Annotated in this window: 13 protein-coding genes and 1 pseudogene; 9 read left to right on the top strand and 5 right to left on the bottom strand. The window is 66.8% G+C overall.

Going from position 1 to position 14,870, the window contains the following annotated elements:
- The first annotated feature begins 257 nt into the window (after positions 1-257).
- The 6 genes from C8K38_RS20620 to C8K38_RS20645 all read left to right on the top strand — a co-directional run bounded on the left by C8K38_RS20620 (position 258) and on the right by C8K38_RS20645 (position 7,059).
- A complete protein-coding gene (locus C8K38_RS20620; RefSeq protein WP_097213283.1) occupies positions 258-623 on the top strand; it encodes an ArsR/SmtB family transcription factor in 366 nt (121 codons plus the stop codon).
- An 83-nt stretch (positions 624-706) separates the two neighbouring features.
- Positions 707-1,582, top strand: coding sequence for a hypothetical protein (locus C8K38_RS20625; protein ID WP_257017672.1), 876 nt, complete (start codon positions 707-709; stop codon positions 1,580-1,582).
- A 55-nt stretch (positions 1,583-1,637) separates the two neighbouring features.
- Positions 1,638-3,548 carry a phosphoenolpyruvate carboxykinase (GTP) gene (locus tag C8K38_RS20630; RefSeq protein WP_257017673.1) on the top strand — a complete coding sequence of 637 codons (1,911 nt, stop codon included), beginning with the start codon at positions 1,638-1,640 and terminating at the stop codon, positions 3,546-3,548.
- A gap of 264 nt (positions 3,549-3,812) precedes the next feature.
- On the top strand, positions 3,813-5,495 hold the full coding sequence (locus tag C8K38_RS20635) for a SulP family inorganic anion transporter (RefSeq protein ID WP_373560284.1): 1,683 nt from the start codon (positions 3,813-3,815) through the stop codon (positions 5,493-5,495).
- Between the two features lie 3 nt (positions 5,496-5,498).
- Positions 5,499-5,891, top strand: a complete 393-nt coding sequence (locus C8K38_RS20640; RefSeq protein WP_097213286.1) for a DUF5313 family protein — start codon at positions 5,499-5,501, stop codon at positions 5,889-5,891.
- 355 nt (positions 5,892-6,246) lie between these two features.
- Positions 6,247-7,059, top strand: coding sequence for an alpha/beta fold hydrolase (locus C8K38_RS20645; protein WP_097213287.1), 813 nt, complete (start codon positions 6,247-6,249; stop codon positions 7,057-7,059).
- Positions 7,060-7,114: 55 nt separating this feature from the next.
- Here the strand turns inward: C8K38_RS20645 and C8K38_RS20650 are convergent, their stop codons facing one another.
- Positions 7,115-8,077 (bottom strand): 1-phosphofructokinase family hexose kinase, encoded by a 963-nt coding sequence (locus C8K38_RS20650; protein WP_179800659.1) that lies wholly within the window; start codon positions 8,075-8,077, stop codon positions 7,115-7,117.
- Between the two features lie 177 nt (positions 8,078-8,254).
- Between C8K38_RS20650 and C8K38_RS27265 the strand changes: the two genes are divergently transcribed.
- Both C8K38_RS27265 and C8K38_RS20655 read left to right on the top strand, forming a co-directional pair.
- Positions 8,255-8,392, top strand: a complete 138-nt coding sequence (locus C8K38_RS27265) for a hypothetical protein (RefSeq protein ID WP_179800660.1) — start codon at positions 8,255-8,257, stop codon at positions 8,390-8,392.
- Positions 8,389-9,270 carry a universal stress protein gene (locus C8K38_RS20655; RefSeq protein ID WP_097213288.1) on the top strand — a complete coding sequence of 294 codons (882 nt, stop codon included), beginning with the start codon at positions 8,389-8,391 and terminating at the stop codon, positions 9,268-9,270. The genes C8K38_RS27265 and C8K38_RS20655 overlap by 4 nt, the downstream gene beginning before the upstream one ends.
- Positions 9,271-9,307: 37 nt before the next feature.
- On the opposite strand, the gene C8K38_RS20660 is transcribed toward C8K38_RS20655, so the two are convergent.
- The 3 genes from C8K38_RS20660 to C8K38_RS20670 are packed head-to-tail and all read right to left on the bottom strand — an operon-like array spanning position 9,308 to position 11,962.
- Entirely contained in the window at positions 9,308-10,798 is a 1,491-nt protein-coding gene (locus C8K38_RS20660) for a bifunctional aminoglycoside phosphotransferase/ATP-binding protein (RefSeq protein ID WP_097213289.1), read from the bottom strand.
- An 18-nt stretch (positions 10,799-10,816) separates the two neighbouring features.
- The gene (locus tag C8K38_RS20665) at positions 10,817-11,668 is read right to left on the bottom strand and encodes a universal stress protein (RefSeq protein ID WP_097213290.1); all 852 of its coding nucleotides are present in this window, start codon (positions 11,666-11,668) and stop codon (positions 10,817-10,819) included.
- 36 nt (positions 11,669-11,704) lie between these two features.
- A complete protein-coding gene (locus C8K38_RS20670; RefSeq protein ID WP_097213291.1) occupies positions 11,705-11,962 on the bottom strand; it encodes a hypothetical protein in 258 nt (85 codons plus the stop codon).
- 229 nt (positions 11,963-12,191) lie between these two features.
- Here C8K38_RS20670 and C8K38_RS20675 point away from each other — a divergent pair, with 229 nt between their 5' ends.
- Positions 12,192-12,455, top strand: coding sequence for a DUF1876 domain-containing protein (locus C8K38_RS20675; protein ID WP_097213399.1), 264 nt, complete (start codon positions 12,192-12,194; stop codon positions 12,453-12,455).
- Here C8K38_RS20675 and C8K38_RS20680 read toward each other — a convergent pair.
- Positions 12,431-14,784, bottom strand: a pseudogene (locus tag C8K38_RS20680) (heavy metal translocating P-type ATPase). The gene C8K38_RS20675 and the pseudogene C8K38_RS20680 sit on opposite strands and share 25 nt — an antisense overlap.
- Positions 14,785-14,870: the final 86 nt, after the last annotated feature.

Below are 14,870 nucleotides of genomic sequence, written 5' to 3' on the forward strand. Positions count from 1 at the left end.
GCCCAGGGTCTCCGCCGCGTGCAGGCCGGACAGCCAACCCCCTCGCTTGCCGATCGGGGTACGGACTGCCTCGACGATTACTGGTGTGCCCACGGTGAACTACCTCTCAAAGAAGAACCCAAACTAGAACTTGTTCTTCATATCAGTCGACCTCGCTAAATTGCTAAGATTCGCAAGTAGCGTTCGGATTGTGGAATGATGCCGGCGAGGCACGATGTCGTGGGCTCACCGCCCAACGGATAACAGCAGGAGGCGCCATGGTCGCAAACTCGCGCCAACCGCTCTATCAGATGAAAGCGGACTTCTTCAAGACACTGGGTCACCCGGCGCGCATCCGGGTTCTGGAATTGTTGAGCGAGCGCGATCACGCCGTCTCGGAGATGCTGCCCGAGGTCGGGATCGAGCCCGCGAATCTGTCGCAGCAGCTGTCGATTTTGCGACGCGCCGGACTCGTCACCGCCAGGCGTGAAGGCCTGTCGGTCACCTATGCGCTGACCTCACCGAAAGTCGCGGATCTGTTGGCGATCGCCAGAGGGATCCTCACCGGTGTCGTTGCAGGCCAGGCTGAGCTGTTGGAGGACCTACCAGAGTCGGCCGCATTGGCCAGCGACTCCGCCAGCTGACAAGCAAGCTTGGACGTGGATCCGTGCCAACCTCTAATTGCAGAATTTCTTAAATGCATACCTTGCACGAACGGACAACGAGGGTGACTGACGAGGACGACGACACGCGTGGACGCTCCGGCCACGCGGACCTGCAGCTATTGGGGCTCAACGTTGCCGTGGTGACAGTTGCAGAGGCTCAGAACCGTCGTTCTCGGGCCGTCCCGCCGCGCTCGCCGTGGACATCGATGGAGCAGTACGCGGGCCTGATCCGTACGCACACACCGATTCGCGTGTTGCGGCTGCCCATGACCACGGGCGACGCGAGGGTCATCGCAGCGCAGATTGGCGCACTCGCACCACCCGTGTCGGTTGCGTTCGTGACCGGCCTCGCCGCCCGGGAGTCCTCGCAGGTCAAGGGTGAAGTGGCGGCGCGCGGAGGGCCCTTGATCATCACCGAACTCGACGTGGTCACCGCCGGGCTTGCGGCGACCACGATCTCCCTCCTTCGTCGACGCGGCGCCGCGCCTCGTTCGGGGAGGGTGGTGGTCAATGGTCCCGAGTGCGCACCCCTGCTAGGCCCCACCTTGATGAAGTCCGGGATCGGGCAGATTGCCAACTGGCACGGCGGCGACGCGCACGCCTTCCCGCTGCGTCGATTGATGGAGCGAAACGACGTTCTGATCGACCTCGCCGGAACAGCCGCGGACACCGACGCACCGGGCCGCACCGTGCCGTACCCGACGGACCCGTACTCGGTGGGGCAGCTGGTTGTGCCGGGTCTGATCAGCGCCATGTGCGGGCACGACGCGAGGGAGGTGACCTCGGAGGTGCTCGCCGCCACCGCGCGGGCACTGGCACTGACCACGCCGGCCGGGCAGGCGCTGCCCGCGCCGGACGACGGTCTGGTCATCCGCGCGATCACTCGCCAGGTCGGGCGCATCTTCGCCCATCTCACCGACCGCAGCCGGCACCAATAGCAGTGCACACAGCTTCATCCGCACCACATTCGACGACTTTCGCGAGGAGAACACCGTGACCACACCCGCAACCGGCATCGGGGCCGCTCCGACAATGCACGATGAGATCGTGTCCTGGGTCGCGGAGGTCGCCGACCTCACCGGGCCCGACGCCGTGGTGTGGTGCGACGGATCTGCCGGCGAATGGGATCGCCTGACGACACAACTGGTCGACAAGGGAACCTTCGTCCGCCTCGAGGGCAAGCCGAACTCCTTCTGGTGCGCCTCGGACCCCGAAGACGTCGCGCGCGTCGAAGATCGTACGTTCATCTGCTCCCGCTTCGAGGCCGATGCCGGGCCGACGAACAACTGGATGGACCCCGTCGACATGAAGACGGTGATGACCGAGCACTACCGCGGTGCGATGTCCGGTCGCACGATGTACGTCATCGCGTTCTGCATGGGCCCCATCGACGCGGCCGAACCGAAGTTCGGCGTCCAGGTCACCGACTCGGAGTACGTCGCCGTGTCCATGCAGATCATGACCCGCTCCGGAGCCGCGGTGTGGGACAAGCTCACCACCGGAGTCGACTTCGTCAGGTGCTTGCACTCAGTCGGCGCCCCGCTCTACCCGGGCCAGGCCGACTCCGCCTGGCCGTGCGATGGCACCAAGTACATCTCCCACTTCCCGGAGGAGCGGACGATCTGGAGCTACGGATCCGGCTATGGCGGCAATGCCCTGCTCGGCAAGAAGTGCTACTCGCTGCGCATCGCCTCGAAGATGGCCAAGGACGAGGGCTGGCTGGCCGAGCACATGCTCATCCTCAAGCTCACTTCTCCAGAGAAGAAGACGCACTACATCGCGGCGGCCTTCCCGTCCTCGTGCGGCAAGACCAACCTCGCGATGCTCGAGCCCACCCTCGACGGATGGACCGCGGAAACCGTCGGTGACGACATCGCCTGGATGCGCTTCGGTGACGACGGCCGGCTCTACGCGGTCAACCCCGAAGCGGGGTTCTTCGGCGTCGCCCCCGGCACCGGCATCCACACGAACCCGCATGCCATGGCAACCATCGAGCGGGGCAACTCGATCTTCACCAATGTCGCGCTGACCGACGACGGCGACGTCTGGTGGGAAGGTATGACAGATCGGCCGCCGGCCCACCTGACCGACTGGAAACGCCGAGACTGGACCCCGAACTCGGGTGAGCGTGCAGCGCACCCGAACTCGCGGTACTGCACCCCGATCGCGCAGTGTCCCACCGTGGCCCCCGAATGGAACGACCCGGCCGGGGTGCCGATCTCGGCGATCTTCTTCGGCGGCCGCCGCGCCACCACCGTCCCTCTGGTTGCCGAATCGCTGAGCTGGCAGCACGGGGTCTTCCTTGCCTCGACCCTGTCCTCCGAGACGACGGCCGCCGCGACCGGTCAGGTCGGCGTCGTACGACGAGATCCGATGGCGATGCTGCCGTTCCTGGGATATCACGTCGGCGACTATTTCGCGCACTGGCTCGAGATCGGAGCGAAGGCGGATCCGGCCAAGTTGCCGAAGATCTTCTACGTCAACTGGTTCCGACGCGGCGACAACGACCAGTTCCTGTGGCCAGGATTCGGGGAGAACTCCCGGATCCTCAAATGGGCACTGTCGCGGATCGACGGCGAAGGCGTGGCCGACGCGACGCCAATCGGCTACGTGCCAACTCTCGATGCACTCGACCTGGCGGGAATGAAGTTCGACCGCACCAAGATCGCTGCCGCACTGAAGGTCGACCCGGTCGAGTGGATCGCCGAAACACGGCTGATCGACGAGTGGTACGCCACCATCGGCGGCAACACCCTGCCCGATGTCCTGCGCGAAGAACTCGGCGCCCTCAAACTCCGACTGAGTGCGCCTTCTCTCGCCGATCCGCTTCCTGGCAAACCTGCCACAACACGAGACGCCGACTTCCGCCGCGTGCGTGTCCGCACCCGCCGCGGCAAGGCCTGACGGCCGCGGCACACGATCCAGGCATGGAGCGCATCACGTCGATCCACCCGCGTTCCGTGCCTCCCCGGACCCGGCGCGAGGAGAGGGATCGCCCTCCTCGCGCCGGGTCGCCGCTTCCGCCGGCAGGGCCTGATTCCCCCTCAGCAGGCCCTGCCTGTGGAAGTGAATTGCTTGAGAGATTCACGGCACACTGAGGAACTGCACATGTCTGAACTCGAAGTCCCGACCGGGCCCGCGAAAACGACCGGCCCCGCCGGAGCCCGTATGGCCGGGGCCTTACGGTCGGTCGCCGAACTCCTGCCCAGATGGAGCGAGTGGAAACCCGCACTCCGGGCACCCGGTGCGGATCTGCTCGCCGGCCTGATCGTCGCGCTGGTGGCGCTGCCCTTGGCCTTGGGCTTCGGAGTGAGCACCGGCCTCGGCGCCGCCGCGGGCCTGACGACTGCGGTCATCGCCGGAGCGGTCGCGGCGGTGTTCGGCGGTTCCCGCTTCCAGGTGTCGGGCCCGACCGGGGCGATGACGGTGGTCCTGGTGCCGATTGTCGCCCAGTACGGGCCGACCGGGGTCCTGGCGGTCGGGTTGGTCGCGGGAGTGGTCCTGGTCGGGCTGGCGTTCGCGGGCGTCGGCCGGGCCGTGCGGTACATGCCCGCCCCGGTGATCGAGGGGTTCACCGCCGGCATCGCCGTCGTCATTGCCCTCCAGCAGATCCCGGCCGCACTGGGGATCTCCGGCGCGGAAGGCGAGAAGGTGTGGCAGTCCGCGTTCGACGCGGCTCGCAAATTCGTGGCGGACCCGTCGATCCTGACACCGTCGATCGCGCTGGTGGTGGCCGTGGCGATCCTCATCGGCGGACGCTACTTCCCGAGGGTCCCGTTCTCCCTCGTCGCGGTCGCCGGAGCAACCGCCGTTGCGCAGCTGTTCGGCTTGGACATTGCGCGAATCGGCGCCATTCCGTCCGGGTTCTCCGCGCCGACGCTGAGCTTTCTCCACCTTGGTGATCTCACCTCCCTGATCGCGCCGGCCCTCGCTGTCGCAGCGTTGGCGGCACTCGAATCGCTCCTGTCGGCGACGGCCGCCGATTCGATGGGCGTCGGCACGCGCCACAATCCCGACCGGGAACTGTTCGGGCAAGGCCTGGCGAACATCGCCGCACCCCTGTTCGGAGGAGTCCCCGCCACCGGCGCGATTGCCCGGACCGCCGTCAATGTCCGCTCCGGCGCCCGCACCCGACTCGCGGCCCTGACCCACGCGCTCATCCTCGCCGCGATCGTGTACCTGGCCGCCGGGCTGGTTGCCGAGATCCCCCTCGCCGCGCTCGCGGGAGTATTGCTGGCCACCACCGTCCGGATGGTCGAGACCGCCTCCATCCTCGCCATCGCCCGCGCCACCCGCGCCGACACCGTCGTGATGGTCGCAACGTTCCTCGTCACCGTCGTGTTCGACCTGGTCACCGCGGTCGCCGTCGGCGTCGGGTTCGCCGCGATCCTCGCCCTGCGGGCGGTCGCCAAGTCCGCGCGGATCGAACAGGTCCCCCTCGAGCACGACGATCACCTAGCCGAGGAACACGAACTCCTCCGCGAACACATCGTCGCCTACCGCATCGAGGGCGCATTGTTCTTCGCCGCCGCGCACCGCTTCCTCCTCGAGCTCGCCGAGGTCTCGGACGTGAAGGTCGTGATCCTGCGCATGTCACGGGTCACCGCCCTTGACGCGACCGGCGCCATCGTCCTCAAGGACGCCATCACCAAACTCGAACACCGCCACATCGCTGTGCTGATCTCAGGCGCCAAACCAGAGCATCTGCGCCCGCTCGAGGTCCTCGGTGTGTTCACCACCAAGGACAGCGAGGACCGGCACGTATTCGACACCACCCCGCGAGCGATCAGCCATGCCCGAACGCTCGTCCTGCCCGAAAGCCGCTACGCCTCCACCAGCACAGAGGACTGACCGATGCCAGAGACCCAACCCACCACCACACCGACGACACGCCAGCGTCTCGGCTACCTCGTCGGCCGAACCCTGCCATCAAGCCTCCACGGCTGGGTCGTCAACGACATCACGGGGCCCGGCGCCACCCGCCGGTACGCGATCCGCTGCCTGGTTCCCCTCGTCCCCATTCTCGCGGCCCTGTTGTTCATCCCCGGACCGTGGCTCATCCGGATCAGCATGGTCCTGCTGCTGTTCCTGCCGTTCGTCTACTTCCTGTTCGCCCTGAAGAACATCTACCTGCGTCACCGCCTCGTCAGCCACGGCCTCGATCCGCAGCTCCTCGACAAACACAAGCAGTCTCGGCTCGACAAGGAACGTGCGGAGTACGAGACCCGATACCGATCGGCCCCTTAGACGATGCCGCATCCAGCGAAAGATCCTGCGTGCGTCCACGATCTGCGACACGGGCCTTTCGGCATGCCGTCGCACGTTGCGCCGGAATCACCATCTCGGCAGACGGTCCACGCGCCGCGAACCCCGATACGACAAGGACTGACAGGTGAACCGAGCTCCCACAGCGCGGAAGGACGGGCGCGATGGCGGCGCCCATCGACGCGAGGACGACACACCGATCCCGCCTTCCCACGATCGTCCAGGTCGGCACGCCCGGATAGAGCCGCCGGCCACGGGCGAGCAAATCCCGTCCATGGCCGGCGAATAGACGGACACCCCACCCGCACCTCCTGCACGATGAAAGGGACCCACTCACATGCCCATCGCCACCCTCAACGGGATCCGACTCAACTACACCGTCACCGGCACCGGTCCACTTGTTCTGATGGTCATGGGGAGCGGCAGCCCGGGCGGCGTGTGGAACTCGTTCCAAGTCCCAGCTCTGGTGAAGGCCGGATTCCGGGTCACCACCTTCGACAATCGTGGGATCGCGCCGTCGGACGAGGGCACGGACAACATGAGCATCGACGATCTCGTTGCCGACACCGCTACGCTCATTGAGCATCTCGGCGCCAGCCCGGCCCATGTCGTCGGTACGTCCATGGGAGCACGGGTTGTCCAGGAACTCGCGCTGGCGCGCCCGGACCTGGTCGCCAAGGCCGTCATGCTCGCCACCACCGGGAGACCGCATCCGGTCGAAAGTACTCTCAACCTGGGGCGGCAGGCCCTCCACGACCAGGGAGTCGTACTGCCACCGCAGTACGCCGCGGCGGTGAACGCACTCTTGCACCTGTCGCCGCGGACCCTCGAGAACCCAGAGAAGGCGCAGGAGTGGCTCGACATCTTCGAGTTCTCCGCCACATCCCGAACCACGGCTGGCGTGCGGGCCCAACTCGGAATGGACAGATCGCGCAACCGGCTCGGAGACTATACCTGCATCACTGTCCCCACCATGGTCATCGGCTTCGCCGACGACCGGATGACACCACCCGTGTACGGCCGCGAAGTTGCCCACGCCATCCCAGGCGCCCGCTACGAAGAGATCGCCAACTGCGGCCATTACGGATACCTCGAGCGGCCCGACGCGGTCAATCGCCTGCTCATCGACTTCCTCACCAGTGTCGGATAGTCGACACCGAGGTGTGCTCACCACTCGCAGAACCGCTGGGGTGGGAGCGGGATGGTCAGCGGCACATATCCGTCGCACCCGAGGCCGCTTCGATGCCGTGCAACTCCGATCGACACTGCTCGACCTGGTCGCGGGTGCACGCGGCGGTGCCCGGTGTCATCAGCATGGCCGCGCTCGCGGCGACCCCGAGCCTGACGGCCTCACCGAAACTCGATCCACGACACAGCCCCACCACCGTGCCCGCAACCAGGCTGTCGCCCGCACCGACGCCGCTGCGCACCTCCTTGGGGAGGGCGGGGATCGTGTACTGCCTGTCTGGAGTGACGGCGAGAGCGCCCCGAGATCCGAGAGAAACCACGACTCGAGCGCACACGCCCGACTCGATCAGCTCCCGCGCCGCACGCACCTGGTCGCTCGGCGTTTCGAGCGGTCGTCCAGTGAGGTCTCGTAGCTCCCGGATGCTCGGTTTGAGCAGAAACACCCCGGAGTGCACCTGCCGCAGCGCCTCGCCCGAGCTGTCCAGGACGAAGCGCGCCTCGGAGCCCTGCACCACGGTCGACACCCGCTGATAGAAGTCGGTCGGTACGCCAGGGGGGAGGCTGCCGCTGGCCACCACGAAGCGGGCCGTTGCGGAGAGCCTTTCGATCGCGTCCAGGCAGGAACTCTGTTCATCTCTCGTGAGGGTGGGTCCGGGGAGGACGAATCGGTATTGGCGGGCCGTGTCGGTCTCCGCCACGGTGATGCACTCCCGTGTCGATCCTCGAATCGGCACCACCTCGCACGGCACCCCTTCGCCTGCAAGCAGGGTGCGCACCACCTGGCCGGTGGGGCCGCCGGTGGGCATCACGGCAAGGACCGAGGCACCGAGAGCGTGCGCAATCCGAGCGACGTTGACGCCGCCGCCTCCGGGGTCGTTTCGGAGCGAGGCACACCGCAGCTTGTGGTCCGGTCGAACCTTTGGGGTGGCAGTTGCGATGTCCAGGGCGGGATTCATGGTCAGCGTGACGATGTCGTGCACCGGTCACCTCCCGGTCGCGGTAGGCGGACACACCGTTTCCCATCCAGTGTTCAGCCCAACTGCCATCCACGGTAGGGCTTACCGAACCCACACGCCGGGACCACGGGTGACCAACGGCCCTATCGACCGCACATCGCGCCTTCGTACCGTCGGAGGCGAGGCAGAAGGAGAACCGCCATGCGCGCCCAGGCCGGGGATTGGCTCGTCGTATCGGCCACCGAGATGTTCCGTCGACAGGAACACGAGCGCGAGCGAATTGCGAAGCTGCAGAGACTCATCGGCGAAACAGCCGCGCAAGGCGGCGAGATCACGTGAACGCATCGACCAGGCGTCAGGTCCTGGTGGGGGTTGACGGGTCGGTGGCCAGCCTCAACGCGGTGCGTTGGGCCGCTGAGGACGCCGCGCTTCACCAGCTACCGCTGCACCTGATCAATGTGCTCGCCGCTGACACCGCCGGTGGACCCAGCCTTGGATACGGTGGGCCCGGTCTCGCGAAGGTACGCGCCGAATCCCAAGCCATTCTCGACCGCGCCGTGCCGCTGGCCGTAAAGACGGCGAGCACGATTCACGCCATCGAGGTGACCACTGAGATCGCGGACGGCCAGGTGAGGCCGATCCTGTTGGGCAGGACCGAGGACGCGAGCATGGTCGTGGTCGGTAAGCACGGCCTCGGCACGTTTCACATGGGCTTGCTCGGATCGGTGAGCTCCGCGCTCGCCAGGCACTCCCGCTGCCCGGTGGCGGTGGTGGGGGATGCCCCTGTCCTCGCGGATCCGGCTGGCGGCGCGGTGCTGGTCGGCGTGGACGGCTCGTCTAACAGCGAACCGGCGCTCGGTGTCGCATTCGACGAGGCTTCACACCGACGTGCGGAACTGCGCGCACTATATGCATGGAGTGACGTGAGCGAATCCCTCGCCTTCGCTGTCGACTGGCAGGCAGTGTCGACTGCCGAGGAGATGGCGCTCGCCGAGAGCCTCGCGGGGTGGCAGGAACGCCATCCCGACGTGCACGTGCAGCGGATCGTCGTCAAGGACCGCCCGGTTCGCAACCTACTCGCGAGATCTCAACAAGCGCAGCTCGTGGTCGTCGGCAGCCACGGGCGAGGTGGATTCGCGGGCATGACGCTCGGCTCGACCAGTCAGGCGCTGCTATACCTGGTGGAGTGCCCCATCATCGTGGTTCGCGGGCCCTGAGCCGAACTCACCCTCCGCAGCTCGCTGCCCGACGTGGTCAGGGATCACTATGGTGGGATCTCCAGATTCGTAGAGTCTCGGACGCGGCCTCGTCCACCGTGCGCATGGTGTCGATCGTTACCGCGTCGGTCCACGGATCGGCGTCCGTGGACATCCGGTCCGCGATGGCCGCCGTCGCATCAGAGAACCCAACCGTCCGATCGGCGATCCGCTGTGCGGACACCGTTGGTGGGCACGCGCAGCGGAACTGCACGAGCGTGCTGGCGGTGTTTTCCGCGAGCTCCCGCGCGCGGCGCCGTTCTTGAAGATCGGACCACGATGCGTCGACGACTACCGATTCGCCGTTGCGCAGGTGTTCCTCGGCTCGGCCGAGCATCGTGTCGTACACCGCCGAGATCGCTGCGGGGGAGTACAGGCCGCGCCGGTACGCTCCCGGCTCGCCGCGCAGCACGCCGGAACGTCGAAGCTCATCGCGGACCGAGTCGCTGCTGACGACCACCGCGCCGGCCGCCTCCGCGAGCCGGGTGGCCAGGGTGGACTTTCCCGTGCCGGGGAGACCACCGACGAGGCCCAGTCGGACCGCCCCGGCGCGCAGGTGCTCGAGGGTGAGCAAGGTGTGTCGGGTCGCCGACAATCCGGCATGTTCGACGCCTTGGGAATGTTGGATGCAGTCGACCTTCGCGCGAACCAGCGCGCGGTACGCGGTGTAGTGGTGGACCAGTGAGCGCGGCGCGGTGTCCCCGGCGAGGTCCCGATACCGTCCAACCATGTCCTGGGCCAGATCCGGCCTGCCCAGGAACTCGAGATCCATGGCCAGGAAGGCGACATCGTCGATACAGTCGACGAATCGCAGCCGGTCGTCGAAATCCAGGCAGTCGAGGATCCGAGGACCATCCGGAAGGCAGAAGATATCGTCCGCGATCAGGTCGCCGTGCCCGTCGACGATTCGATGTTCGGTGATGCGCCGATCGAACAGGCGTTGCCGGCCGCTCGTGTACCGGGCCGCGTGCTGGTCGATCTCGGCGAGGACCCGTTCCGGTGGGATCTGGTCGTGGAAGCCACGGATCTCTGCGATGTTTGCCCGCCACCGCGCGAGTACGGATGCGGCCGTCCCACACTCATCGATGACGCTGCCGCGTTCGGCTCGGGCGTGGAATGTGCAGAGCTGTTCGACGAGCCGCTGTAGATCCTTGTCCGCAAGTGTTCGAGTTGTCACCAGGTGGGACAGCCGTAAGCGGTCGGGAAGCCGGCGCATGACGAGAATCGGCTCGCGGCATTCGCCGTCCGGGGACGTCAGGTGCGCGATACCGAGGTAGACGTCCGGCGCGAGTCGCCGATTCAGACTCAGTTCGTTCCTGCATGCGGCGTCACGTCGTTCGACGGAGCGAAAGTCCAGGAATCCGGTGGCGATCGGTTTCTTCCCCTTGTAGCAGCGGTCGCCGATGAGGACGACGATGCCGGTGTGGGTCTCCCGGATGTCCGGCGCTTGGTGCTGATGCGCCGGTCGTGCGGCCTTCGAATCATCCATGAGCAAACGTTGCCGATGTCATCGCGACTCGCGGTACACCAGAATCGGACACTGGGCACTCAGCAGGAGTGACTGACTTGTCGAACCGAGGGCTGCACCCTCGACGAAGCCGCGCCCGCGACTACCGACGACGATCATCTGCGCATTCGCGCTCAACGCGGTCAGGGACTCGGCAGCGGTGTCCTGGACGACCAGGGTCTCGACGCGAATCCCGGGAAAGGTCGTGTGCCATCGTTCGACACGACCGCGAATCTCCTCGTCGAACTCTCGCTCGACCTCCAGCGCACGCCGCCGCCGGAGGTCGGGCATCAGATCCATCTGCGCGCGCACTGCCAGTACCTGTGTACTTCTGATCGAGGCCTCGTGCATCGCCGATCCGAGCAACGCATCGTCGATGTGATGTCCACCGAGTCCGGCGAGCACGGGCCCCGCCGATGGTGGCGCTGCGTCCGGGTCGGAGCCACGGACCACGACAACGGGGCACGCCGCGCCCGCAGCAAGGGCCGACGCGGTGGATCCCACCATCGCCCGGCGGATGAATCCCATTCCGACCGAACCGAGTACGAGCACGGTCGCGGATTCGGTCTGTGCGCGGAGGGTCGACACAAGCGGTCCGCGCACCATACGGGACTCGACCTTGACCGAACCGTCCACACGCATCGCAGCGGCCTCGGCGACGGCAAGTACACGCTCGGCGTATCTGCGTTCGAGTTCGTCCTTCGAGATCACGTAGACAAGGTGCAGTTCCACCCGCCGACTCACCGCCTCGACCGTGGCCCACTCTGCGGCCCTGACAGCCTGGTCCGAACCATCGATGCCGACGACAATCGGTTCGTCTCGATGTGGGTTGTACACCGTCTCGACTCCCATTCGATGTTTGAGGTCCGTGATGTTGAGCGCGCGCAGCTACGAAGGTTCAACCTCGTCCAGCACCGCCAGCCTGCGCCGGAACTCGTCCTCGTCCAGTTCGCCGCGCGCGAATTGCTGCAGCAAGATCTGACGCGCGGAGCTCATGGGTACGACGTAATGACGGTCCGGCGCGTTCCGGTTCTGGAATCTGATCACCGCCACGACAGCGAGGACCACGACCACCACGAGAATCGTGAACCATCCGATCATCAGCACAAACATCCAGCCATTCGAGGCGTGGTCGTCCCAGTGCATGACATGCCCTCCTCCGCGAGCCCCCTAGTCCGGTTCTCCGGGTGATCGCCCGGCCTCTGCCGCCCCGCAAAGACCACTGTTCCGCTGCCACGACGGCGGCGCTAGGGTCCTTGTTCCCTCCCTTCGGATGGGCCGACAAAGGGACCTTGTGCCCTGCAACGATTCGCGGGCGGCGGGAAGGCTGACGGGGAGATCGAGACGAGCAACTCGGTCAGTGAAGGAGCACGTCATGAGCGACAAGACCTGGATGATCGACGTGACGATCGACGAACGCGATCGTCGGACCCGCGCGAAGGCCACCCTGACGATCGATCAATCCAGACTCGTCGGCGTCGGGTTCGCGAGGCGAGATCCGGCCGACCCGGAGGTGCCGGTGATCGGCGACGAGCTCGCCACCGCGCGGGCTCTCCGTGACCTGGCGGACCAACTGGTTGCGACGACATCCAGGGACATCGAGAACGCCACGCATCAGCCCGTCCGGTTGGCCCGATGATCGTCGCGGCTCCGCGCGAGGCGCTCGGCCGGATCCGCGGCGAGTGAGAAATAGCACTCTTCCTCCTGAATGAAATGAAGCCTCAGAAGGGCGTGGAGACCGTACAGGCAGGAAAGCAGGTCGTCGGTTTGGTCCGCGCTCAGCGCGCCCGCGCTATCGGCGAGGACCAGGTGCTGCTGAAGGCGTTGGCATTGGCGTTCGATCTCGACATGCATGCGGCTCATGGGTGCGGTCGCCTCCGAGCTACCGAGCGGACGCGCCAATGCTGGGTACAGGTCGGCGTCTTCCGCGCGCTCGTGCGGCAGGAGGGTGCGGCGAAGGAAGTCGTCGGTGCGGCGCAGTGCCGCGTGTGCCGCACCGAGATCGCCCCCGGTGATCAGCTCCGCGGTCTCGCGCAGGATCGACAGTTCGTCGCGCATGAGGTCGTGCTCGGAACTGAACCGCACGAGCATGGCGTCGGTCCTGGGGTCGATGTCGACAGCCGGTCGTCCGCCGAGCGCTCGCATCGCGTTGAGGATGACGGCGACATCGATGAGCTCCTGAGTCAGCGCGCCCATGGCAGGTGCGAGCAGGCCGAACGCAGCGAATCCCATTGCAATACAGGACATCACCATCCCGCCGACGGCGCTTTGGGTCGCAATGCGGCGCGCCCGTCGTGCCGTGACCATGGCATCCGCCACCCGGTCCAGTCGATCTGCGGTGAGGACGACATCAGCTGCCTCGGTACTGGCGCTCGAACCCCGAGCGCCCATGGCTATCCCCACCGACGCGGCGGCGAGCGCTGGCGCGTCGTTCACGCCGTCGCCGACCATCACGGTGATGGCCGCGTCCGTCTCGCTGCGCACACGCGCAACCTTGTCTGAGGGTGATTGCTCGGCGTAGATCTCGTCGATCCCCAGAATCGTGCCGATCTCACGCGCAGGCTCGGGGCGGTCGCCGGTCAGCAGAACCACCCGACGCAGGCCTTGTGCGCGCAGTCGACGCAAGGTGCGAGGGGCATCACTTCGAATCGGGTCGTTCAACACGATCGCCCCACGGATCACACCATCGATCGAGACCCACGCCGCTGCCGTTCCGTCGAAGGCGAGCCGGTTCTGCAGGGTGACGACCCAGTGCGGGGGGTGAGCGAGGGGGACGAGGGCTCCGACCGTGACGCGGTGACCGTCGACGGTCGCGCTGACACCGGTACCCGGCTGCTCGACGACATCGACGGGAACCACCACGTCGAGCCCTCGAACTCGGGCCTCGCGCACGATGGCCTCGGCGAACACATGGGCCGAGAACTGGTCAGCGGAAGCCGCCGCCCGCAGGATCTCGTCTGCGGTCACGCCGGGTCCGGCCACGATCTCGCTCCCGGTCGGGCGTCCCATGGTCACCGTGCCGGTCTTGTCCAGCACCAGTGTTCGGGCCCGGCCGAGGTTCTCCAGGGCGCCGCCGTCGCGGATCACCACCCCGAGGCGAGCAGCACGTGAGAGCCCGGAGCCGCGAGCAGGAGGGGGCACGGTGTCGCGACAACCAGCACTGCAACCGCTCGGGTCGCGGACCCGCTCGCCAGCCACGCGACAACCACGATGGCCGCGACGAACGGGAGGAACCACAGCGCAAACCGGTCCGCGAGGCGGACGATTTCGGCGTTCTCGGCACCCGCTTCCTGGGCCAGACGCACGATCCCGGCGTACGTACTGTCGGCTGCCGTCGCGGTGGCGACGATCTCGACCGGGCCGCCGGCATTGAGCACCCCGCTCCGAACATCCTCGCCGTGGCGTCGTTCGACGTGCATCGGTTCGCCGGTCAGTGCCGATTCGTCCAGGATGGCGACCGGGGTCGACAGCCAGCCATCGACCGGAATCAGCTCGCCTGGACCGATGGCCACACGATCGCCGACGACGACCTCTTCGAGCGGAACCCGGCGCACGTCACTTCCGGTGCGCAGCCGAGCGGTGCGCGGCGCCCGATCGACGAGTTCGCGAAGGTCCTTCGTCGCCCGCGTCGAGGCGGCTGTCTCCAGTGCCTGGCCGGACGCGAACATGACGCCGATGAGGGCACCCGCGAGGTACTCGCCCACGAGTGCTGTGCCCACCAGCGCCAGGACTGCGATGATGTCGACGCCGAGCCGGCCGCGTCGGATCCCCGCGATCACCGACCAGGCCGCGGGGACGAGTGCCGCCCCGGTCGCCGTGATCCAGCAGCCGTCGGCCAGGTCGCGGTGGCCCATCAGGGAACTCGCGATTCCCGCCACCAACCCGGCGGATGTGACAACGAACAGGGCGATGGTCAACCCGTAGCGGGACACCCGCTGCGGGAGGCTCGGCCTCGGCTCTGTCGGCATGCGGATGAGGTGTTGTCAGTGCATGCCGTCCATCGGCGGCATGGGTACGCCCATGTGGTGTAGCCACATCATGAACGCATGGCACA

It is taken from the genome of Rhodococcus sp. OK611, assembly GCF_003050885.1.
Classification (GTDB): Bacteria; Actinomycetota; Actinomycetes; order Mycobacteriales; family Mycobacteriaceae; genus Rhodococcus_G; species Rhodococcus_G oryzae.